Source organism: Asanoa iriomotensis, from assembly GCF_016862515.1.
GTDB classification, from domain to species: Bacteria; Actinomycetota; Actinomycetes; order Mycobacteriales; family Micromonosporaceae; genus Asanoa; species Asanoa iriomotensis.
Genome location: NZ_BONC01000028.1, coordinates 44,486 through 66,693, shown reverse-complemented (window position 1 = coordinate 66,693; position 22,208 = coordinate 44,486). Strand labels below are relative to the sequence as shown.

Below are 22,208 nucleotides of genomic sequence, written 5' to 3'. Positions count from 1 at the left end.
GAGCGCACGGATCTGCCGCAAACAGGGCGCGTCCCGCCTCCGACACCGTCACCGTGCGTGAGCAGTGCGCTGGCCGCCGCCGACAGGCCTATCCCGCCCCACCGAGGGGTGGTGCCCAGACTCACGAACATCGAGATCTGTGAGGTTCCGCTGGTGCCGAGACTCAGCGACATCTGGTGCCGAAACTCACGCACACAACCAAGGGACCTAGCGCACGTCAGTATCCACCTGTGAACGTCATACGACGTCAAGTCGAGGGCGGTCGGAGCACGGAACGCCACCCACCTCCCCAGGCGTCCGGCGACGACGTGGACCGGGAATGCCCGGCCGTCCCGCGACGCCGCCGCCCTCCCGCTCGTATCGTGTGGACCTCCCCGTATCTACAGTGATGAAATCAGCCGTCGCATTACACGCCCTGGTCAGGTTGCCCGTCATTGTTGCTCGCCTTGGTCGAGGTTGCTACGCCACGACTTCCGACAGTTCGGGATCTTGTTGATGAGGCCGGACGGTCACCCGGCTGATCGTGGTCACGTCCTGTTCCGCTTTGAGAACTTTGAGTAGGAGTGAGGCGCGTCCGTTGGACAGGCCGTGTCCGTCGTCGCGCATCGCGTCCGCGAGGTTGTCTCGCGATAGCGACCGGCCATCGGCCGCGAGAGCTGCGCGGGCCGCACGTGCCGCCGGGATCAGGTGCGCCACGGACCGGATGTCCTGTGGTGGCGCCGTCCGGTCTGTCGTGTCGTTGCCTCTCGCCGCCGTCTGGCCGGTGCCGTCCGCGGCCGTGTCGCTCTCAGCGGCGGTCCGACCGGTCGGACCGGTGGCGGACGGCGTGGGGGCGTCCGTCCCCGCGCTTGGGACGGTCCCGGACGGTGCCGTGTCGTCCCGTCCCGTCTGGCGGACGGTCCCCGGGACGTCCGGGACGGTTGCGGACGTCCGCTGATCGTCCCTGCCGTCCGCCTGATGACCAACGGCGTTGTGGTCGATCAAGCCGAAGAGGAGCTTGACCGAGACGAGCATGGACAGCGCGGGCCACCCGGCAAGTGCCTTACCAATCGGATCCGCGCCGCCTACCGCCACGTTCGCCGCGAGGCTTGCGACGGTGCCGACGATGAGCGCGACCCACGGAATCACGCCTGGGGGCCGCCCGGCCCGTCGTTGTGCCACGAGATACAGGCTGGCGACGATTTCCAGGCCGTCAACGCTGATCGGGAACGCATACGACTTCCAGCCAAGTTGACCGTGGTGCGTCGCCAGCTCCCGCATATGCGCGAAGCTGATTGCTCCCGCGACGATGGCCAGCCCAGCGACAAACGACGCCGTCAGGGTCAAGAGGATCTTGTCAGTTGGGGTCTTCATGGGTCACCTCCCGTTCCGGGGTCGACTGATGCGAGTAGCTGTCGTGTGTGTGCTGTTCATGGAGGAAGTCCTTTGCTGGCAAGGGGTTCGGGATCGCGCACACGGAGGGCGCATGCGGTCGGAGGGTGACGGCGCCAGGTACGCGCCATCGGCCCGGCCCGCGCGGCGGGTCAGGACGTCAAGGGATCGGCAGCGACCAGCGCGCGGCCGATGCCGCCAGGCCGGCCAAAGTCCGTGTCGACCACCCACCGACGCGCCGGAGAGGTCGCGGCGCAGCCAGGCCGCACGCTGATGCGAGAGGGGTTCATCCGCCCCGGGCCGGGCGGTGGACATGCGTCAGCGGGCCGGGGATGGTTGTTGCCGGTCCCCGCGATGCGGGCTGACCGGGAGTCGCCTATCGGATCAAATCGGATCGATCCAGACTGGTCGTGTGTGCACAACCCAACTTGATATGACCCGCTCGTGCTCGCCCACGCTCGCGCGCTGCTCACCAGCACACCCGAAGGCGCGACGCAATACGTCGACGCGAGCCTGAACGACGCCGACACGATCGTGCGTGAGGCCGCCAAGACCCTCGACTTCGAGCGGCCGGTCGCGCTCATGCTGCTGGGCATCATGGGACATGTCGAGAAGCACGACGAGGCGCGGGCGATCGTGGCGGCGCTGGTCGACCGGCTGCCGTCGGGCAGCTACCTCGCGATGTCCGACGGCACCTCGACCAGTGCGGCCGTCGTCGAGTCGCACCGGCAGTACAACGAGAGCGGCGCGGTCCCGTACCACCTGCGCAGCCCAGGTGAGATCGAGGAGTTCTTCAATGGTCTCGACCTCGTCGAGCCGGGCGTGGTGCCGTTCACGCAGTGGCGGCCGGAAGAGGCGCCGGCCTACGTCGACGGCTACTGCGGTGTGGGCCGCAAACCCTGACCCGTCGCGAACCACGTCCGTCGCCGTGGTTGATGGTCATCGACGCCACGTGAGCTGCCAGCCCACGGCGCCGTACCAGATCATGACCGGCAGATGGAGCGGCGGCGAGGCCGGCCAGGGCGGCGAACCCACCGGCAAGGCGAAGCCGGCGCGGTAGGCGGGCGCCGATCGCGGTGACCGCGGTGGCGGCGACCCACAGCAACCCGGCGAGGTTGACCGCCCACTTGGCGGTGAGCATCACCGCGCCGGCCACCTCGGCGACGGTGCCCACGGGCTCGGCGGCGAGTTGGGTCACCGCGAGGTTGCCGGCGTTGTGGAGCAGGCCCGCCAGGCCCGCGGCGGCCAGCAACCCGCCAGCCAGCACGGCCAGGTGAGGCCGGATCACCGCACCGGGGTTGCCGGCCAGCACCAACCCGGCCGCGGTCAACGCCAGCCAGCCGAGTACGTCGAACGCGAGTTCGGTCAGATGCAGCCCGACGTGCTCGTGCACGGCCGTCAACGAGGCGGCCGGATCGGCCGGATTCAGGGTCAGCCCCGCCGGCACCACGACGGCGACCGCGGTCAGGAGAAGAGCGCCCGCGAGCCGGGCAACTCAGCGACGAGATCTGGGGATCGATCGCGAACTACGCCCAGCGAGTGCGCTCATCTGCCGCGCCGCACAGCCCCGTCGGCGGGATCAGACTCCATCTGCTCGCCAGGCAACGTCGGCGCAGAGGTCAAGCAGACCGCTGAGATCCAAGATGGCACCCTGGCGGTGGCGCGCCGCGAAGTCCGTGTCGCCCAGAGCGTCGCGCGCGGCCGCGGCGGCTTCGTCGCGCTGCGCTCGGATCGTCGCGGTCGGCGTGCGGCGCCGCAGGCCATCGCCGGCGCCGAGCAGGGTGGCGGCCGTGGCCGGATCGCGGTCGACGAGGTGGCGGGCGTGGGCGTGGAGCGCGTCGGCGGCCTCGTCGCGGTCGCGGGTGTTGTGCTCGAGTGCCGGCGGCAGCGCTGCCCGCAGCGCCCGCGCCGCGCCGGAGCGGTCGCCGGTCGCGTGCCGCACCACGCTGACGCGTAGACCGACGATCGCGGTCATCCGGCGGTCGTCGCCGCTTTCGCCGGCCAACAGTGCCTCGGCCCGCTCGACGGCGGCCAGCGCCGCCACGGCGTCGCCGCGGCGGATCTCGGCCAGCGCGGCGGTGGTCTCGGCCAGGGCGGCCAGTCGCAGGTAGCCGCCTTCCCGGAGGAGCGGCACGGCGTCCGCGGCCCGGGCGGCGGCGGTGGCGCACTCGCCGAGCTCGAGCGTGATCTCCGCCAGGTTGAACAGGCTGCGGCCCAGCTCCATCGGAGCGGCGCCGCTGCGGCGTTTGGCCGCGAGCGCCGCCCGCTGCTGGCGCTCGGCGTCGCGCGGCCGGCCGAGTTCGATGGAGACCGCGGACAGGTTGTTGAACACGCGACCGATCATCGTGACGTCGCCGGCCCGGCGCGCCGCCACGAGCGCCGCCCGCAGCTGCGTCCGGCCGCCGGTGGGGTCGCCACCCTCCACAGTGGCCTGGGCGAGCAGGTTGAGCGCCGCCGCGCGTACCAGATGATCGGATTTCTCCAGCGCGTGCCCGGCGAGCGCGATCGCCGCGGTGAGATCACCGCGCAGCGAGGCCAGGTGCCCGGCGCGCACCCAGGCCATCTTGGGACCGCGGACGGCGAGGCGGCTCAGGAGGTTCTGCCCCTCGCGCAGGCGGCCGGTGGACTCGTAGAAGCGGCCGAGCGCCGCCGCCGTCGCATCGTCGACCAGGGCCGGATCATGAAGAGTCGCCCAGCTGACCGCCGCACGGACGTTGGCGGCGTCGCGGTCGTCGACGGCCGGGCCGTGCAGCACGCACCGCATCATCCGCGCGGCCACCGCACGTTCGACCCGCACGTGGTCGTCGTCGCCGCGCAGGTGCTCGCCGGCCAGCTCGGCCATGGGGTCGGCGAGCAGGTAGCGCGAGGTGGCCGCCTGCGCCGCGACCCGGACCAGAGCGATGTCGACCAGCTCGGTGAGCGTGGCCAGCACCCAGATCGGGTCGCGGCCCAGCGCGTCGGCGACCGCCTCCACATCGCCGAGCCGGGCGCCGCCGGCGAACCCGCCCAGCCACCGGAACAGGATCCGCGCGTCGGCGGAGACCACGTCGAGGCTCGCTTCGATCGTCGCCCGCAACGACCGGTGCCGGGCCGGCAGGTCGCGGGCGCCGTCGGCCAGGACGGCCAGCTGACGGTCGAGGCGCTCGGCCAGCTCCGCCGGGTGCAGCAGCCGGACCCGCGCAGCGGCGAGCTCGACGGCCAACGGCAGATGGCCGACCCGGCGGCAGATGCGCGCGACCGCCGGACGAGTGCCGGCGTCGAGCGCGAAACCGGGCCGCGCGGCCGCCGCACGCGAGGCGAACAGGGCCACCGCGGCCTCCGCGGGCAACGGGTCAAGACCGAAAAGGCGTTCCCCGCGTACGCGCAGCGCGCGCTGGCTGGTGACCACCACCGTGAGGCCGGAACAGCGGCGCACCAGCGCGGCGATCTCGGACGCGGCCGCGACGAGCTGCTCGAACCGGTCGAGGATCAGCACGACGCGCCGCTCGCCGAGCTGCGCGGCGATCCGGTCGACCGGCGCGAGGCGCGACGGTCCGCACCCGAGGGCGTCGGCGACCAGCTCTCCGACCAGTTCCGGCTCGCGCACCGTGGACAGGTCGAGCGCGCAGACGGCGAGGTCGGTCCGGCCGGCCAGCGCGACCGCCAGCTCGGCCACCAGCCGCGACTTGCCGATGCCGCCCGGGCCGGTCACGGTCACCAGGCGGTGGCGGGCGCCGGTGACCAGGTCGAGCAGGGACCGCAGCTCGGTGTCGCGACCGACCAGGCGGTCCGGCGGGCTGATCGGCGGACGGGGTGTGGCGTCCGGAACGGACGCGCCCGGCACCGCGGCGGCGAGGAACGCGCTCAGGTCGTCGCCGGCGAGCTCGAGCGCGCCGGCGACCAGCCGCGCCGAATGCGTGCGGGGCGCGCGGACGCCCCGCTCGAGGTCGCGGATGGCGCGCTCGCTCAGCCCGCTGCGGCGGGCCAGCTCGCGTTGGCCGAGACCCGAACCGGCGCGGTGCCGCCGCAGCAGCTCGGCGAAGCGACCCACGGGCGCCACGGACAGCATCGGGCCATCCTCGCAGCGCCGGCCGTCGATGCCTGCGCAGTTTCGGCTACCCGACACCGCACCGGCAGTTCACCGGCAACTCCGCCCTCCGTCGGCCCGCCGCGACCCGGTCGGGTCCCACGGTGGATCCACCGACCACACCTTCGGAGGAGAACGAGATGCGCATGAGAGCACCACTGGCCCTCACCGTGGCGGCGGCGCTGGCCATCGTCGCCGGGGCCACGCCCGCTGCGGCCGCAGACGATCCCGACCCCCGGCCTCAGCGGCCGCCCATCGCCACGCCGGGGCCGGTGCCGGACAAGCCGCCGGCCGCGGGGGCCGTGTCCAAAGAGGACCTACCGGCGGGGTTCGCGTCCTGGGAGGCGATGTTCGACGAGCAGAACCGGCTCAACGACATCGCCGACCGAATCATCGCCGCCGGTGGCGCCGGGTATGCCGGACTGATCGTCGACCCGACCCTGCACGACGTGCGGCTCTACTGGAAGGGCGCCCTCCCGGACGCCGTGGCCCGAGCGGTCGACACCGGTCGCGCGACGGCGCCGGTCCGCGTCTATCAAGCCGACTACACCGACGAGGAGCTACGCGCCGAGGCCGCGCGCTGGATCGCGTCCGGGCTGGTCTCCGACGCCTACCCCGAGGCCGACGGCAGCGGGGTCACGGTGGAGGTGGCCGGTCCTGCCTCGGCCGGCGCGCCGCAGCTGCCGGGCGGCGCCCGCACCACGTACTCGATGAAATACGGCGAGGGCCCGGTGGTGCCGCTCGAGGGTGAGTCGGCGACCGCCTCGACGTTCTACCGGCAGCAGGACACGTCGCCCTACTGGGGCGGCGCGCAGTTCCGCCGGCCCGGCGGCTGGGTCTGCACGACCGGTTTCGCCGTGACCGACAACGAGGGCTACCCCGGGATGCTCACCGCCGGACACTGCGGCACGCCGGGGGAGCAGATCACCACCAGCTCGGGTCCGCAGAACCCCATCGGCCAGGTGTGGTGGGACTGGGACTACCAGGACATCGCGCTGATCTGGATCTACTCCGACGTGCAGGGCCGCGTGTACACCGGGCCGTGGAACTCCAGCTACGGCCGGTCGATCAACTCGGCGAAGACCAACTATGTGGGAAACTACGTCTGCGTCAACGGTGCGACCAGCGGTGAACACTGCGCGGTCAAGGTCTACTACGTGAGCCCGTCGGACGTCACGGTCAAGGCCGAGCGGACCAAGAACGGGGCATGCGCGGTCGCGCACGGCGACAGCGGCGGCCCGGTGATCTCGCAGTCGACCGGCGCGGCCTTCGGGTACGGCATCATCTCCGCCGGCCAGAGCTCCGTCGACACCTGCGAAGCGGGCCCGTTCGGGGCGAACGACGGCTACCACAAGGTGCATTTCAAGGGTCTCAAGTTCGCTCTGAACCACTTCGGCGCGACGCTGCGGACCTACCCCTACTACTGATCGACGCCCGGCGCGCGCCGGGACCGCGACGCCCTGATCGACCTGCTCGGGTCGACTCAGGGCGATCGCGGTCGTGGCGGGAACATCGCGAGACACCTTCAGACGCGGCGGAACAGGTCCGCCTCGAAGCGGTACGCGTCGCCGCGGTACTTGTTGTGGCCGATGAGAACGGGTGTGCCGTCGGACGTGTAGGCGACTTCGTCGCCGACCAGGACGGGTGCTCCGGCGGATATCCCCAGGAGCCGGGCCAACTCGGCGTCGGCGCTTTCGGCCATGAGGGTGTACGCGCTGCGGTGGACCTCGACTCCGCAGCGCCGGCGCAACTCGTCGTAGAGCGACGCGTCGGTGAGGTCGGCGGTGGCCAGGGCGGCGGCGCGGCTCTCGGGAAGGATCACGACGTCGTAACAGACCGGGGTGCCGTCCATGCCGCGGAGGCGGTCGATCTCGATGACCGGCGCGGCCGGCGCGATGCGCAGCTTGGCGGCCTCGTCCATGCCGGCGGGCCGGACCTCCTGGCGAATGACGCGCGCTGTGGGGCGCAGGCCCCTGGATCGGGCCATCTCGGTGAAGGACTGCAGGGTGCTGGGGGGCTCGCCGAGCAGCTGGGTCGGGACGAACCAGCCGCGCTGCGCGGAGCGCTGCAGGGCGCCCTCCGATTCGAGACGGCTGAGCGCCAGGCGTAGCGTCGCCCGGCTGACGCCGAGCGCAGCTGCGAGGTCGCGCTCGCCGGGCAGCCGGGAGCCGGGAGCGTAGCGGCCGACGGTGAGATCGCCGGCCAGCTGTGCGTAGGCCTGTGTCGAAGCGGTCACAGTCGTCACGCCGAGGAGCGTACCAGTTGCTGCGCCGGACAGACCAGAGTGGAACTCTGGTCTAACACTGGACTAACTGGTATTTCACCGTTTAGGGTCCGGAGCACGGGCCATGAGGGGATGTACGTCCGCTTCCCGGATGCGGCCCAGGGAGCCAACGGAGTGAAGATGAGCGTTCATAGGAGAACCGCCGCCGCGGTCGCCGCGGCGGTCGCGCTGAGTCTGGGTGCGTGCGCACCGGGTGGCGGCAGCGCGGACAAGAACGACACCCCGGCAACCGTCTCCACCGACGTCGCCGCGGCCGGCGACGTGACCCTCAAGCTCACGAACTTCTGGGGCGGTGCCGAGGGCGAGTGGATCAAGCAGGTGGTCGGCAACTTCGAGAAGAAGTACCCGAACGTCAAGATCCAGGCCACGACAGAGGACTGGGGGCAGCTCAACTCCACCCTCAATCTCCAACTGCAGGACGACGGCGGCCCCGACATCGCGACCGCGAACAACGGCTGGCAGTCGCTCGGCACCCTGGCCAAGGGCGGTCTGGTGCTCAACCTCGACGCGTACGCGAAGGCGTACGGCTGGGACACGGAGGTCCCGACCACGATCGCGCGGCAGAACAGGTTCACCACCGACTTCACGACGATGGGCTCGGGTTCGTGGTTCTCGACGCCGATGGCGCGTACGTCGCTGATCGGTCTCTACTACAACGCCGACAAGCTCAAGTCCCTCGGCATCGACCCGCCCCGCACCCTCGCCGACCTCGAGGCCGCCGCCGCGAAGGCCAAGGCCGCGGGTGAGGTGCCGTTCGAGTACGGCAGCCTCGACAGCTCGACGACGGTGCTCCTGGGGGTGCAGGCACTTCTCGCCGACAAGAAGAAGGTCAACGACTACATCTATGGTGACCCGTCGGTGAAAGCCACCGATGTCGCCATGACCGACGCCATCGCGCTCACCAAGAAATGGGCCGATGCCGGGTACTTCCCGCCTCATTTCGAAGGCATCGACTACCAGACGGCGGTCGCCAACTACGTCGGCGGCAAGGGCGTGTTCCGCTGGGAGTACACGGGCTCGCTGGGCCTGAGCGCGCAGCAGCAGGGTCACTTCGGCTACGTGCAGCTTCCGCAGCAGTCCGGCAGCGGGACGGTCGGCGTGGGCGCCGCACCGGGCGCGATGGTGATCTCGGCCAAGAGCAAGCACCCGGATGTCGCCGCGGCGTTCCTCGACTACCTCATGTCGCCGGAAGCCGGCCAGGCGGCCGCCGACCACGGCCTCGTCCCCGCGATGTCCCCGGACGTCAAGGTTCCGGCCCAGTCGCTCAGCCTGACCGACGAGTCGGCGGCCGCGGCGACCCTCGACTCGGACGACGGCTACGTGCCGTACTTCGACTGGTCCAGCCCGACGATGCTCGACACCCTCGGCCAGAACCTCCAGCTCGTGTTGGCCGGCAAGCTGACGGCCGACAAGTTCACCGCGGCCGTCGACAAGGACCGGGACGCCTTCCTGGCCGGGCGAGGCTGACCGTGTCCACCTCCGCGCGCTCGACCTCCGTCGGCTCCGCGACCGGTGCGCCGGTCGCGACCGACGGCGCGCGCCCGGCCACGTCCACCGCCGTCCGGCGCCGCTCCAGGCGGCGCAGGACGCGGTGGGTCGGCCTCGCCTTCGCCGCGCTCCCACTCGCGGTGTACGCGCTCGTCGTGCTCGTTCCGCTGGGCCAGTCGGTTCAGTACTCCTTCTACACGTGGGACGGGGTGAGCACGCCGTCCTGGGCGGGGTTCGACAACTACCGGTCGTTCGTCACCGACCCGGTCCTGCGCTCGACCCTCGGGCACGTGCTGGTGCTGATCTGCTTCTTCGCGCTGCTGCCCATCGTCCTCGGCCTGCTGTCCGCGGCCCTGCTGACGCGGACGAAGCAGCCGGGCATGGCCGTCTACCGCTGGATCTTCTTCCTGCCGCAGGTCATGACGACCGTGGTCATCGCGCTGGTCTTCAAGCGGATCTACGCGCCGGACGGGCCGCTCAACACGGCGCTGCGCGCCGTAGGGCTCGACTCGCTCGCGCGGACCTGGCTCGGCGACTTCACGTGGGCGTTGCCGGCGCTCGGCCTCATCGGCACGTGGGTGACCTTCGGCTTCTGCATGGTGCTGTTCATCTCCGGCACGTCGGCCATCTCGCCGGAGCTGTACGACGCGGCGCGCACCGACGGCGCCGGCCCGGTCCGTGAGTTCTTCGCGGTCACGCTGCCGGGCCTGCGCGGCCAGCTGGCCGTCGCGCTGACGCTGACGATCACCGCCGCCCTGCGCACGTTCGACCTCGTCTGGATCACGACGCACGGTGGTCCGGGTACGTCGACCCTCACTCCCGCGGTCGCGCTCTACAAGGCCGCGTTCCAGAACCCGCAAGTGGGACTCGCGGCGGCGATCGGCGTGGTGATGGCGGCCCTGTGCCTCGTCATCGCGGTCGTCATCACCCGCGTCTCGGAGAGGGACTGACCGTGGTCTCGAAGACGGAACGCATCGTGAACTACGTCGTGCTGACGGTCATGGCGCTGCTCGTGCTCTTCCCGGTCGGGACGTTCGTCGTCGCCGCCCTCAGCCCCGACCGCTCCGGCAGGCCGGTCAAGGTCTCCGAGTTCCAGTGGGGCAACTTCGCCACCGCATGGCACGACGCCGGCTTCGCGCGGGCGATCACGATCTCCATCGTCATCGCCGTGTGCGTCGTGGCGGGCCAGGTGCTGCTCGCGCTGCTCGGCGGCTACGCGTTCGGCGTGCTGGGCGTCGTGGGCGACAAGGTGCTGTTCCCGATCGTCCTGCTCGGCATGATGATCTCCCTCGAGGCGATCATCGTCCCGCTCTACTACCAGTTCCGTACGTTCGGACTGACCAACACCCTGCCGGGCATCATCCTCATCCATCTCGGCATGGGCGTGCCGTTCGGCATCTTCTGGATGCGCGCCGCGTTCCGTGCGCTGCCGCGCTCGGCGTTCGAGTCGGCCGAGATGGACGGCGCCGGTCCGGTGCGCATGCTGCGGTCGATGGCCGCGCCCATGGCCAAGCCCGCCGTCTACACGCTGATCCTGCTCAGCTTCATGTGGACCTGGAACGACTACTTCCTGTCGCTGGTGTTCCTGCACGGCTCGAACCAGACGGCGACCGTCGCGCTCGGGGTGTTCCAGGGCCGTTACGTCACCCAGATCAACCTGATGGCCGCGGGCGGCCTCATCGTCGCCGCGCCGGTGCTGGTCCTCTACGTCGTCTTCCAGCGCAAGTTCATTTCCGGAATGCTCGCGGGCGCGATCAAGGAGTGAACCCGCCCGCCTGCCTGTCCCACCACACCGAGAAGAACCAAAGGTATGCCGTGTCTGTTCACCCCATCGTCCTGCCCGACGCCGACGCCGTCGGCGAGGAGGTCGCCGCGACGATCCTCGACCGCTTGGCCGCGACCGGTGATCGCCGATTCCTGCTCGGCTGCCCCAGCGGGCGCACCGCGATGCCGACCTACCGGGCCCTCGCCCGCCACGCCGCGCGCGGCGCCGACCTGTCGCGGCTGATCATCGTGATGATGGACGACTACGTCGTGGCCGGCGAGGACGGCACGTTCCGTCGTGTCGACCCCGACCTGTCGTACTCGTGCCTCGGGTTCGCGCGGCGTCAGATCCTCGGCCCGATCGCGCAGGCCTGTGCCGAGGCCGGCACGGTGGCGCCGACCGAGATCTGGATGCCGGACCCGGCCGACCCGGCGAGCTACGACCAGGCCATCGACGTGGCCGGCGGGATCGACCTGTTCCTGCTGGCCACCGGCGCCGGGGACGGGCACATCGCGTTCAACCAGCCCGGCACCGCGCGCAACGCCCGCACACACGTCACGCCGCTCGGCGAGGCGACCAGGCGCGACAACATGGGGACCTTCCCCGAGTTCACGCGCCTCGACATGGTGCCCACGCACGGTGTGACCGTCGGCGTCGACACCATCGCCGCGTGCTCCCGGGAGGTGGTCATGATCGTGTGCGGTGAGCACAAGCGCGACGCGTACGCGCGCATCACCGCCGCCGAGGCCTACGAGCCGGACTGGCCGGCCACGGTCGTCATCGAGTGCAAGAACCCCACGCTCATCGCCGACCGCGCCGCCGCCGGCCGCTGAACCACGACCGAAGGAACTGATCACATGGCAGCCATCAAGCTCGTCTACATCGGCGGCGGGTCGTCCCGCGGCGCGGGGACCATGGCGTCCATCCTGTCGCACGGCAAGGAGTTCGACGGCTCCGAGATCGTCATCCAGGACGTGAACCCGGACCGGCTGCACGCCGTGGAGACGATCGCCCGGAAAATCGCACGGGCGCAGGGCCTCGACATCACCATCACGTCGACCACCGACCGGCGCGCCGCGCTGACCGACGCCGACGCGGTCCTCGCCAGCTTCCGTCCGGGCGACTTCGCCGCGCGCGCACTCGACGAGCGCATCCCGCTCAAGCACGGTGTCATCGGCCAGGAGACGCAGGGACCGGGCGGGTTCTTCATGTCCCTGCGCTCGATCCACATCTACGAGGACATCATCCGCGACCTGGACGCGGTCGCGCCGAACGCGGTGATCTTCAACTACACGAATCCGGTGAACATCGTCTCCCAGGCGGTCACCCGGTTCACCGACCGCACGATCTGGTCGATGTGCGAGGGCCCGATCGTGTTCCCGAAGACCGTGCTGACGGCGGCCGGCCTCGACCCCGAGAAGGCCGACGTGGTCATGGCCGGCGTCAACCACAACTGCTGGTCCTACGAGCACACGTACGAGGGCCAGGATCTGATGCCGTTGCTCGACGACGCGTGGGAGGCACGCAAGGACGACCCGTCGCTGTCCGTCCACGCCAAGCGGATGCTGCGTCTGGCGACAACCATGCGGTCGGTGCCCAGCGACTACTTCCAGTACTACTACTTCCGCGAGGAGGTGCTCCGGGAGCTCCAGGGTGCCCGCACCACCCGCGCCGAGGACCTGCTCGCCGCGCTGCCCGGGTACTGGCAGCACTACGAGGAGCAGATGCGCGTCGACGTCCCCGAGCTGGATCCGGCCCGCTCCCGGGGCGGCATCCACGAGCTCGAGCTGGCGATCGACGTGATGAGCGCCTACTACAACGACAAGAGCGCCCGCCTGCCGGTCAACCTGCCGAACGTCGGCGGCGCGCTGCCCGGGTTCGACGAGGACGTCGTCGTCGAGATGTGGTGCACCGTCGACGGGCGGGGCGTCCGCCCGCTGCCGCAGAAGCCCCTCCCGCACGCGGTCCGCGGTCTCGTACAGCAGCTCGCCGAGTTCCAGTACCTCGCCGCCGAGGCCGCGTGGAAGGGCACCCGGGCCGACGGGATCCGCGCGCTGGCCGCCAACCCGATGGTGCCCACGCTCGCCGTCGCCGAGGAGCTGTACGACGAGATGGCGTACGCGCACCGCGCCTACCTTCCCGAGCGTCTGCTCAAGTGAAGCGCGCCTACCTGGCGGTGGACGCCGGAAACTCCAAGACGGTCGCCCTCGTCACCGACGCCGAGGGCACCGTCCTGGGCCGCGGCCGGGGCGGGAACGGCGACATCTACGGGGCCCCGAGCGTTCCCGACGCGATCGAGGCCGTGTTCGGCGCCGTCGAGGTCGCCCTGACCAGCGCCGGAATCGCATCCGGCGAGGTCGTCTCGGCGGCCTTCCGGATCGCCGGCGTCGACTATCCCGAGGACGCGGAGTTCTGGGACGAGCAGGTCCGCGCACGGCTGGGCGACATGGGCCGCTGGAGCGTCAAGAACGACGCGTTCGCGTCGCTGCGCCTGGTCGACGGATCGGGCGTCGCCGTGTCGATCGCCGTCGGCACCGGTCCCGCCGTCGCCGCCCGGGCGAAGGACGGGCGCGAGGAATGCTCCGGCTTCTTCGTGTTCGACCACCTCGGTGGCAGCGGGCTCGGCAACGCCGCCCTCAAGGCGGTGTGTCAGGCCTGGATGGGAATCGGTCCCGAAACGGCCCTGGTCGAGGCGCTCTGCACGCTGTACGGCGTCCCGGACGCCTGGCACCTGCGCCATGACTTCACCCGGAGGTTCGGCGCGCGGCCCGCGACCGACCTGTGGCAGGCCTCGCGGGTCGTGCTCGCCGCTGCCGACGCCGGCGACACGGTCGCCCGGGACATCGTCACCGCCCAGGCGGAGGCGTTCGTCCGGTACGCGCAGTGGTGCGCCCGGCGCGTCGGCGTCGACCTCGCCTCCGGCGAGCTGCCGGTGCTGCTGAACGGGTCGGTCGCCACGTCGGAGCACCCGGCGATGCGCGACGCGCTCACCGGCGAGCTGAGTCGGGTCGCGCCCGCCGCAGCGGTCGTCGTCGCCGACGCGTCGCCGCTGAGCGGCGTCGTGCTCGACGCGCTGGCCGAAGGCGGCATCGTCATCGGCCCGGACCTGCTCACCCGCGTGCGCGACGCACACCCGCACGACTTCCTCATGACCTGACCTCGCTTACCAAGGAAACCCGATGACCACTGCCCCGTTCGACGTCGACGCCGTGCTGGCCGCCCTGACCTTGGAGGAGAAGGCGTCCCTGCTGTCGGGCCACGACGACTGGTACACCGAGACGATCGACCGGCTTCACGTGCCCGCCATCGAGGTGGGCGACGGCCCGCACGGGCTGCGCAAGGAGACCGGCATCGACATGGTGTGGGTGCCCGCGACCGCCTTTCCGACGGCCTCCGCGATGGGCGCCTCCTGGGACCGGGACCTCGTGCGGCGGGTGGCGACGGCGATCGGGGAGGAAGCCCGGGCGCAGGGCGTCCAGGTCGTGCTCGGGCCGGGCGTGAACATGAAGCGGTCACCGCTGTGCGGGCGGAACTTCGAGTATTTCGCCGAGGACCCGCTGCTGTCCGGCGAGCTTGGCGCCGCGTACGTCGAGGGAGTGCAGTCCGTCGGTGTCGGAGCCTCGCTCAAGCACTTCGCCGCCAACAACCAGGAAATCGAGCGAACCCGCATCTCGGTCGAGGCCGACGAGCGAACGCTGCGCGAGACCTACCTCGCCGCGTTCGAGAAAGTGGTGACCACCGCCCGGCCCTGGACGGTCATGTGCTCGTACAACCGCTTGCACGGGGTGCACGCCTCGGAGAACCGGTGGCTGCTCACCGAGGTGCTGCGGGACGACTGGGGATACGACGGGCTGGTCGTCTCCGACTGGAACGCGGTCCACCACCGCGTACGCGCCCTGGCGGCCGGGCTCGACCTCGAGATGCCCGGCACCGGCGGTGTGACGGACAAGGAGATCGCATCCGCCGTGCGGTCGGGTGAACTCGACGAACGCGTCGTCGATGCGGCGGCCCGCCGGGTGCTCCAGCTTGTCGCGCGGGCGTACCCCGGTCCGGACCTGATGAACGGGCCCGTCGTCGACCTGGGTGTGACACCGGGCCAGCGGCTGTCCCGCGAGCAGCTCGGACTCCTGCGCGCCGACGAGCACCACGAGCTCGCCCGCGAGGCGGCCGCCGGTTGCGTGACGCTGCTGTGCAACGAGACCCGTCCAGGCGCCGGCGCCCCGGTGCTGCCGCTCGATGCCGGCGGCACTGAACGGGTCGCCGTCATCGGCGCGTTCGCCGAGCATGCCCGCATCCAGGGCGGCGGCTCGTCAGGGGTCGACCCGACCCGCGTCGACAACGCACTCGACCTGTTGAACCACATCTTCGGCAACCGGCTCGGGTACGCGCCCGGCTACGTTCACGTGCCCAAGAACGCCTACCAGGACGACATCCGCGCCTATCTGGCCGCGCACGACGCCACTTTCGTCGACGACGGCGCCGGCCCGGCACGCCGGTCGGCCGCACTCGCGGAAGCGCTTCGCCTGGCGGCGGCCGCCGAACGCGTCGCCGCCGGTCCTCTCTCGGCACAGGCGGTCCGGCTCATCGACGAGGCCGTCGCCGTCGCCGAGCATGCCGACGTGATCGTCGCGTTCGCCGGCCTGCCCCTGGCGTTCGAACAGGAGGCCGACGACCGCACGACCCTCGCGCTGCCCGCCGACCAGGTCGCGCTCATCGAGCGGCTGGCGGATCTGCGCGAACGGACCGGCGCCGCGCTCGTCGTGGTGCTGTCCAACGGGGCGGCCGTGACCATGGACCCGTGGCACGACCGCGTGGACGCGATCGTCGAGGCGTGGCTGCCCGGGCAGGCGGGCGCCGGCGCCGTCGTCGACGTCCTGCTGGGCCGGGTGAATCCCTCCGGAAAGGTGGCCGAGACGTTCCCACTGTCGCTGGAGGACACTCCCGGTTACGTCACGTGGACGGGGGAGCGCGGCACGGTGCTCTACGGGGAAGGGGTGTTCATCGGATACCGCTGGTACGACGCACTACGCCGCGCGGTGCGCTACCCCTTCGGCCACGGCCTGTCGTACACCACGTTCAGGTATACGAACCTCGACGTCCAGGTCACCGACGCCGACGCCGGCGTTGTTCGCGTCTCGTGCACCGTCACGAACACCGGCGCCCGCGCCGGCCGCGAGGTCGTACAGCTTTATGTCGGCGACCCCGACGCCGCAGTCCGCCGACCCGTGCGCGAACTGCGCGGCTTCGAGAAGATCACCCTCGAACACGACGAGAGCGCGCGTGTCACCTTCGACCTCGAAAGTCGCGACTTCGCGTACTGGGACATCGCGGCCGACACCGGCAACGGCCGATACGGCGCCTGGCGCCGGGAGGGCGGCGAGTTCGTCATCGAGGTGGGCGCGTCGTCCCGCGACATCCGCCTGCGCACGAGCATCGCGCTCCCCGACGATCCTGGACTCGCGCCCCTCGTGCCCGACGAAGAACTGCTCGATCTCGACTCATCGCGCTTCACCCAGGGCTACCGCGCCTAGCAGGGCCGGCGTCGCGGTGAAGGCTGGATGAAGGTCGGCGTTGTTAATTTCCCTCTCAGGACACTCGACAGGGGAGGGAGATGGATCGGTCCCGTGTCATTCCGCTTCTTCCTGCTGACCATCGCGCCTCCGCTGCTCGGGGTCGGCCTCGGCTATCTGCTCGGCGGACGGCTCGCGGGACTCCGCAGCCTACGGATCCGGGCGCTCTGGCTCGTCTGGGTGGCCGCCGCGGTGCAGTTCGCGCAGTACTCGTTGGGAGGCGTGCGGCATTTCGTCGAAAACGTGGTGGGTGTGCCGATGCTCGCGGTGGTCTTCGCGACCGTGCTCGGCTGGTTGGCCGTCAACCTGCCGCGGTGGCCCGCCGCGATCCGCTTGACCGGGCTCGCGATCGTGCTCGGCGCGGTCCTCAACGGTGTCGTGATCGCCGCGAACGGCCGGATGCCGTACGACCCGGCGGCCGTCGCGAAGGCGGGCGGGCAACCCGGCTCGCAGACCGCCAAGAACGAGCCGGCCGGCGCCGGCACTCGACTCGCCTGGCTCGGCGACACCATTCCGATCCCGGGCCTGCGCAAGGTGGCCAGTCCCGGCGACGTCCTGATCAGCGCCGGCGCGTGCGCGTTCGTGGTGCTCGCCATGCGCCGTCGCCTGGAACCGAAAGGAGTAAACCATTGACCCGAGCCAACCCGTGGCGGCGCATCGCGTACGCGATCTGCGCCGTCGCCGCCCTCGCCACGCTGCTCTACACGATCGGCGCTCCCTGGGACTCCCACTGACATTCGACGCTCCCGCAAACCACGGAGGATGACCATGCGAGCACGTCTCTGGCTCACTGTCGCCGCACCGGCGGCCCTGCTCCACGGTGGACGATCTCACCACGCACCGACCGTGATCACCACGGGCGCCCGGATGCTGCTGACCGTGACGGCCCTGGCCCTGCTTCTCTACACGATCGGCGCACCAGTCAGCAACGGCGGCTGATCGCTCGGACCTCGGGCACGGTTCCGGAGAGATCCGGATCCGTGCCCGGGTCCGTCGAAGATTACGTCCGGCCGTCATCAAGGCCGCGATGCCGTCTGCTCCTCGGCCGGGTCCTGCGTCGCGACACGTTCGACGGCATACGCCCGGAGCAGGTCGTGCATGACGAACCGGTCGGGTGTCGGCTCGCTGATCAGGTGAGCGGCGGCGAGCTCGTCGAGCAGCAACCGGGTCTGCGGCAACCCGACGACGCTCGACGCGGCCGCCACCGACACGTCGCCGGTCGGATGCAGCGCCAGGAAGCGCAACAGGCGCGCGGCGGCGGGGCTCAAGGACCGATAGGACCACGAGAGCGCGGCCCGCACGTCCACCGCGGCGCTGGGATCGGCGAACCGGTCGAGCGGGTTTTCGATGCTGGTGAGCTGGCGGTCGATCGCCGCCAGAGGGAAGTGCGGACGCGCCACCGCCCGCGCCGCGACGATCGCCAACGCCAGCGGCAGCCCGTAGCAGTTGCCGATGATGCGGTCGACCGCGTCGGGTTCGGCGCGCGTCCGCTCCCGACCCAGCCTGGGCTCCAGCATCCGCCGCGCGTCGTCGGGTGGGAGCGGGCCGAGCTGGATGGCGTGCGCGCCCTCGATCGCGACCAGCGGCGCCAGGTCGCCGCGGCTCGTGACGAGCACGAACGCGCGCGCCTCGCCGGGGAGCAGGTGCAGGACCTGTTCGACGCGGTACGCGTTGTCGAGGACGAGCAGCACCCGCCGGCCGTCCAGCACCGATCGGTAGAGCCCGACCTGCTCGTCCAGCCCGGGCGGCAGATCGGCCACGGGTACGCCCAGCGCGCCGAGGATCGACGCGATCGACTGCTGCGCCGTCGCCGGCGCCCGTCTGTCGTAGCCGCGTAGATCCAGCCACAGCTGACCGTCGGGGAACCGGTCCGCGACCCGGCGGGCCCAGTACGCAACCAGGGCGGTCTTGCCTATCCCCGCCATGCCGCTGACGACGAGCACGGTCGATCCATTCACGACACCGTTCTCGTGCGCGTCGAGCATTTCGTGCATCCGTGCCAGCTCGGCGGTCCGACCGGCGAACCCGGCGACCTCGGACGGGAGCTGCCGCGGCGCGATGTGCGCCGGCGCACCGCCGGCTCCGTTCCCGGCCAGGATCGTGGCATGCAGGCGTCGCAGCTCCGCGCCGGGTTCGACGCCGAGCTCCTCGACCAGGCGCCCGTGTGCGGCGTGATAAGCGCTGATCGCCTCCGACCGCCGGCCGGCCTGGTGCAACGCGGTCATGAGCTGCGCCCACAGCCGCTCGCGGAGCGGGTGCCTCGCGGTCAGCTCGGCCAGGTCACCGATGACCTGCGCGTGCAGTCCCGCCTGGAGGCTCCGGTCGACTCGGCGTTCGGCCGCCTGCAGGCGCTGCTCGGCGAGCCGGACGCCGTGCGCGCCGTGCAGGTAGTCCGACGGCACGTCCGCGAGCGCGTCACCGCGCCAGAGGCTCAGGGCCTCGGCCAGCGCCTTCCGTTCACCATCCACGTCGTCGTGGTTCGCGGCCGCGTCCGCCCGCTCCATCCAGTGCCGGAAGACCGCGACGTCGAGCGCGTCCGGCGGCACGTCGATCCGGTAGCCGTCCGCGCCCGAGACGATCGCCCCCTCGGCGCCCGCTCCGGCCAGGCTCGCTCGCGCCCGGACAACGCACACGTGCAGCGCACGGCGTGGGTTGTCCGGTTGGCGGAGGCCCCAGATGGCCTCGATCAGTTCCGCGGAGGAGACGACGTGCCCCCGCCGCAGGAGCAAACCCGCGAGGAGAATGCGCGTCCTCGCCGACCGGAGCAGCACCGGCCGCCCGGACACCCGAAGTTCGAAGGGCCCGAGTAATCCAAAGTGGACATGTTTGGTCATCTGAGTCCGCGGTCACCGAAGTAGGAGTCGGAAGCTGAGATGACCATGCGCCCGGAGTGCCGGTGCCCACAATCTCGGCCGGCGCGGATGTCCGGATCCATGGGAAGGCGGTCGGAATTCCGGGGTTTCGGTAGCTGAAACCGTCGTGAAGGCGGCGCTCACTACCGTCGGTCGCGGTCCGCCTGCCAACCCCGAAGAGGTGACGATGACCGAGCCCGCCGGACGGCGCTGGCCGCGGACGCTGGTGGCAGTCGGTCTGGCCGTCGCGGCGGTCGCGGTGCCGCCGACCGTCGTCGGCGTCACGCGCGCGAAGGCCTATCTGAGCAGCCTTTACGAGCCGCCCCGGGACACGACGGCACCCGTGACGGCGCCGCCGTACGATCCCGCCAAGCCGACCGTGGTCGTTCTGCTGGGCAACGAGGGCGCGCACGTCGGTGACGTGCTCGGTCCACATGAGACGTTCGCCGCGACAGGCGCTTTCAACGTCTACACGGTCGCGCCGGAACGGAAGCTGGTGACGCTCCTCGGCGGGCTCGACCTGGTGCCCGACTTCAGCTTCGCCGAGCTCGACGCGCGCCTCGCCGGTGCGGCACCGCAGGTCGTCGCCGTGCCGCAGCTCCCGGACGCCGCGCCCGCCGCACGCGAGCGCCTCAACGCATGGCTGGTGCGGCAGGCGGGCAACGGTGCCCTGGTGCTCGGCGTCTGCATCGGTGCGGAGGTGGTGGCCTCGGCCGGGTTGCTCGCCGGCCGCGACGCGACCTCGCACTGGTTCCGGCTCGGCAAGCTGGAGCAGCGCTATCCCGAGGTCCGCTGGCTCCGGGCGACGCGGTACGTCGACGACGGTGACGTGATCACCACCGGCGGCGTGCTGTCGGGCATCGACGGTGCGCTGCGGGTCATCGAGCGTCGCCTGGGCACCGCGGCGGCGACCGGCGCCGCGAACGCGGTCGGCTGGACGCACTATTCGCCGGGCACGCCGGCGCCGCTCCCGCGTTCCTCGTTCGGCCCGCGAGACACGATCGCGGGCGTCAACCTGACGTTTCGCCCCCGCCCGACCATCGGCGTGGTGGTGACCGACGGCATCGGTGAGATCGAGCTCGCCTCGATCTTCGCCACCTACACCGAGGCCGCGTACGCCGCCCGCACGGTTACGCTCGGCGCCGGATCGACCGCGCCGGTGCGCACCCGGCACGGCTTGGTGTTCGTGCCCCGTGGCGACGCCTTCGCCGTGTCGGTCGACCGTCTGCTTGTCCCCGGCGCCGCCGCCCACCGCCTGCAAGGGCTCGACGCGGAGTACCCGCACGCGCAGCCGGGCTTCGCGTTCGACCTGGCCCTGCGGGACATGGCCCGCACGATCGACGTGCCGACGGCCCGTTGGCGAGCCAAGACCCTGGAGTATCCGCTCTCCGACCCGGACCTCACCGGCGCCGGCTGGCCGTGGCTGCCGACGCTGCTGCCCTTCCTCTACGCGCTGTTGATCGTGGCGCTCGCCATCGTCGCCCTGCGACGGCGGAACACGGTGCGCTCCCGCCCCTGACCCGAGCCTCCCGGGTTTCGGGGCGAGGCGGGGTCAGCGTGGCGGGCGGAGGGTGTCGACGCGGGCCACCGCCTGGTCGATCTGGGCCTCCGTCAGGCGGCCGTCGCGGACCAGGTTGACGACGTTGTCGAGGGTCTCGTCGACGATGTTCGGGTCGTACACCTGCTGGTTGGCGAAAACCAGCAGGTCGAGGCCGGCCTCGAGGCCGAGCGCGACCGACTGGTCCCGGCCGTACTGTCTGGTGATCGCGGCCGCCTGCATGTCGTCGCTGACGATCGGGCCCTGCCAACCCAGTTGGCCGCGGAGCAGGTCCGTGACGACCGCTCGGGACAGCGAGGCCGGGCGGCTCGGGTCGAGTTGTCTGTTGAGCAGGTGGGCGACCAGCACCGAGTCCGCGCTGCCGTTGGCGATCAGCTGTTGGAACGGTTGGAGTTCCTCGCGCCGCCAGGTGTTGGTGACGTCGACGACGTCGAAGTCCGTGTTGGCGGTCGCGGTGCCGAGGCCGGGGAAGTGCTTGAGCGACGTCTTGACCTTGCCGGCCCGATGGACCTGGATCTCCTCGGTCGCGTTCGTGACGACGACGCCGACGTTGCTGGAGAAGCTGCGGCCGAGCTGTCCGATCGCGGGGTTGTCGGGGTTCAGGTTCAGGTCGACGACCGGCGCGTAGTTGAGGTTGGCGCCGATCGACGTGAGGCTGTTGACGATCTCCTGAGCCCAGGCCCGGGTCGTGGCGGGGGAGTTCTGGGCCCCGATCTCGGCCTCGGACTGCGTCGCGGGGAAGCCGTTGCTCGGGTTGAGGCGGGCGACCTGGCCGCCTTCCTGGTCGATCGACACGATGAGCCGCCCGGGCGAGGCCTGTTTCAGGCTCTTCACGAGCGCGGTGACCTGAGCCGGCGAGCTGATGTTGCGCGGGCCGTTCGTGGCCAGTTCCTTGTCGAAGAGGATGACACCGCCGAGGCCGTTCTGGATCGCCTTCACGATCCAGTCGTTGCTGTTGACGGTCTCGCCGCGAAACCCGACGACGAGCAGGCTGGCGATCTTGCGTCGCAGGGCGGCCTCGTCGGAGATGCTGGGTGAGGCGGTGGGGCGCGGCGAACCCGTCGGCTGCCGCGGTGGCGTTTCGGTGGCGGTGGCGCCGCAGCCCGCGAGACCTGCCACCACGGCCGAGCCGACGCCCGTGAGCAGCCGCCGGCGGGTCACGGATGCATTCTTCACCCGGTCCAGGCTACGGCCGATCTCCGGACACAGCGCGCATATCGATGGGCTCCTTCCTCGAGCGGGGCGCCCGAGGGT

The 22,208-nt window shown here is 71.1% G+C and carries 18 protein-coding genes; 12 read left to right on the top strand and 6 right to left on the bottom strand.

The features are described 5' to 3' along the window. Window positions 1-459 precede the first annotated feature (459 nt). Window positions 460-1,353, bottom strand: a complete 894-nt coding sequence (locus Air01nite_RS20475) for a DUF2637 domain-containing protein (protein ID WP_203704320.1) — start codon at window positions 1,351-1,353, stop codon at window positions 460-462. A gap of 462 nt (window positions 1,354-1,815) precedes the next feature. Between Air01nite_RS20475 and Air01nite_RS20470 the strand changes: the two genes are divergently transcribed. Further along, a complete protein-coding gene (locus tag Air01nite_RS20470; RefSeq protein ID WP_203704319.1) occupies window positions 1,816-2,274 on the top strand; it encodes an SAM-dependent methyltransferase in 459 nt (152 codons plus the stop codon). On the opposite strand, the gene Air01nite_RS20465 is transcribed toward Air01nite_RS20470, so the two are convergent. After that, a complete protein-coding gene (locus Air01nite_RS20465; RefSeq protein ID WP_203704318.1) occupies window positions 2,204-2,821 on the bottom strand; it encodes a hypothetical protein in 618 nt (205 codons plus the stop codon). The genes Air01nite_RS20470 and Air01nite_RS20465 overlap by 71 nt on opposite strands. A 129-nt stretch (window positions 2,822-2,950) precedes the next feature. Then, window positions 2,951-5,419, bottom strand: coding sequence for an ATP-binding protein (locus tag Air01nite_RS20460; protein WP_203704316.1), 2,469 nt, complete (start codon window positions 5,417-5,419; stop codon window positions 2,951-2,953). Window positions 5,420-5,583: 164 nt separating this feature from the next. On the opposite strand from Air01nite_RS20460, the gene Air01nite_RS20455 reads away from it, so the two are divergent. Then, window positions 5,584-6,864 carry a S1 family peptidase gene (locus Air01nite_RS20455; protein ID WP_203704315.1) on the top strand — a complete coding sequence of 427 codons (1,281 nt, stop codon included), beginning with the start codon at window positions 5,584-5,586 and terminating at the stop codon, window positions 6,862-6,864. Window positions 6,865-6,962: 98 nt separating this feature from the next. Here Air01nite_RS20455 and Air01nite_RS20450 read toward each other — a convergent pair whose 3' ends face one another. Beyond that, the gene (locus tag Air01nite_RS20450) at window positions 6,963-7,682 is read right to left on the bottom strand and encodes a GntR family transcriptional regulator (protein ID WP_203704314.1); all 720 of its coding nucleotides are present in this window, start codon (window positions 7,680-7,682) and stop codon (window positions 6,963-6,965) included. A 159-nt stretch (window positions 7,683-7,841) separates the two neighbouring features. On the opposite strand from Air01nite_RS20450, the gene Air01nite_RS20445 reads away from it, so the two are divergent. The 9 genes from Air01nite_RS20445 (at window position 7,842) to Air01nite_RS20405 (ending at window position 17,483) form a co-directional block, all read left to right on the top strand. Continuing rightward, complete coding sequence (locus Air01nite_RS20445) at window positions 7,842-9,188, top strand: ABC transporter substrate-binding protein (protein WP_203704313.1); 1,347 nt, start codon at window positions 7,842-7,844, stop codon at window positions 9,186-9,188. A 2-nt stretch (window positions 9,189-9,190) separates the two neighbouring features. After that, window positions 9,191-10,159, top strand: a complete 969-nt coding sequence (locus Air01nite_RS20440) for a carbohydrate ABC transporter permease (RefSeq protein ID WP_239090834.1) — start codon at window positions 9,191-9,193, stop codon at window positions 10,157-10,159. 2 nt (window positions 10,160-10,161) lie between these two features. Beyond that, window positions 10,162-10,974 carry a carbohydrate ABC transporter permease gene (locus Air01nite_RS20435; RefSeq protein ID WP_203704312.1) on the top strand — a complete coding sequence of 271 codons (813 nt, stop codon included), beginning with the start codon at window positions 10,162-10,164 and terminating at the stop codon, window positions 10,972-10,974. 50 nt (window positions 10,975-11,024) lie between these two features. Further along, a complete protein-coding gene (locus Air01nite_RS20430) occupies window positions 11,025-11,807 on the top strand; it encodes a 6-phosphogluconolactonase (RefSeq protein ID WP_203704311.1) in 783 nt (260 codons plus the stop codon). A 24-nt stretch (window positions 11,808-11,831) separates the two neighbouring features. Then, window positions 11,832-13,133, top strand: coding sequence for a family 4 glycosyl hydrolase (locus Air01nite_RS20425; protein WP_203704310.1), 1,302 nt, complete (start codon window positions 11,832-11,834; stop codon window positions 13,131-13,133). After that, a complete protein-coding gene (locus Air01nite_RS20420; RefSeq protein WP_203704309.1) occupies window positions 13,130-14,131 on the top strand; it encodes an N-acetylglucosamine kinase in 1,002 nt (333 codons plus the stop codon). Before Air01nite_RS20425 ends, Air01nite_RS20420 begins: the two co-directional genes overlap by 4 nt. Window positions 14,132-14,153: 22 nt before the next feature. Continuing rightward, window positions 14,154-16,505, top strand: coding sequence for a beta-glucosidase family protein (locus tag Air01nite_RS20415; protein WP_203704308.1), 2,352 nt, complete (start codon window positions 14,154-14,156; stop codon window positions 16,503-16,505). 93 nt (window positions 16,506-16,598) lie between these two features. Continuing rightward, window positions 16,599-17,177 carry a DUF5317 family protein gene (locus Air01nite_RS20410; protein WP_203704307.1) on the top strand — a complete coding sequence of 193 codons (579 nt, stop codon included), beginning with the start codon at window positions 16,599-16,601 and terminating at the stop codon, window positions 17,175-17,177. A 135-nt stretch (window positions 17,178-17,312) separates the two neighbouring features. After that, complete coding sequence (locus Air01nite_RS20405) at window positions 17,313-17,483, top strand: hypothetical protein (RefSeq protein WP_203704306.1); 171 nt, start codon at window positions 17,313-17,315, stop codon at window positions 17,481-17,483. Between the two features lie 77 nt (window positions 17,484-17,560). Here the strand turns inward: Air01nite_RS20405 and Air01nite_RS20400 are convergent, their stop codons facing one another. Next, entirely contained in the window at window positions 17,561-19,378 is a 1,818-nt protein-coding gene (locus Air01nite_RS20400) for an AfsR/SARP family transcriptional regulator (protein ID WP_275408298.1), read from the bottom strand. Window positions 19,379-19,583: 205 nt separating this feature from the next. Here Air01nite_RS20400 and Air01nite_RS20395 point away from each other — a divergent pair, with 205 nt between their 5' ends. Continuing rightward, window positions 19,584-20,915, top strand: coding sequence for a DJ-1/PfpI family protein (locus tag Air01nite_RS20395; RefSeq protein WP_203704303.1), 1,332 nt, complete (start codon window positions 19,584-19,586; stop codon window positions 20,913-20,915). Between the two features lie 33 nt (window positions 20,916-20,948). Here the strand turns inward: Air01nite_RS20395 and Air01nite_RS20390 are convergent, their stop codons facing one another. Continuing rightward, window positions 20,949-22,130 (bottom strand): glycoside hydrolase family 3 N-terminal domain-containing protein, encoded by a 1,182-nt coding sequence (locus Air01nite_RS20390; RefSeq protein ID WP_239090833.1) that lies wholly within the window; start codon window positions 22,128-22,130, stop codon window positions 20,949-20,951. Window positions 22,131-22,208 lie beyond the last annotated feature (78 nt).

Coding starts and splice junctions, on each gene's coding strand:
- Air01nite_RS20460 (WP_203704316.1), bottom strand. CDS start 5,419: ATGCTGTCCGTGGCGCCCGTGGGTCGCTTCGCCGAGCTGCTGCGGCGG.
- Air01nite_RS20425 (WP_203704310.1), top strand. CDS start 11,832: ATGGCAGCCATCAAGCTCGTCTACATCGGCGGCGGGTCGTCCCGCGGC.
- Air01nite_RS20455 (WP_203704315.1), top strand. CDS start 5,584: ATGAGAGCACCACTGGCCCTCACCGTGGCGGCGGCGCTGGCCATCGTC.
- Air01nite_RS20395 (WP_203704303.1), top strand. CDS start 19,584: ATGACCGAGCCCGCCGGACGGCGCTGGCCGCGGACGCTGGTGGCAGTC.
- Air01nite_RS20405 (WP_203704306.1), top strand. CDS start 17,313: ATGCGAGCACGTCTCTGGCTCACTGTCGCCGCACCGGCGGCCCTGCTC.
- Air01nite_RS20415 (WP_203704308.1), top strand. CDS start 14,154: ATGACCACTGCCCCGTTCGACGTCGACGCCGTGCTGGCCGCCCTGACC.
- Air01nite_RS20400 (WP_275408298.1), bottom strand. CDS start 19,378: ATGACCAAACATGTCCACTTTGGATTACTCGGGCCCTTCGAACTTCGG.
- Air01nite_RS20475 (WP_203704320.1), bottom strand. CDS start 1,353: ATGAAGACCCCAACTGACAAGATCCTCTTGACCCTGACGGCGTCGTTT.
- Air01nite_RS20445 (WP_203704313.1), top strand. CDS start 7,842: ATGAGCGTTCATAGGAGAACCGCCGCCGCGGTCGCCGCGGCGGTCGCG.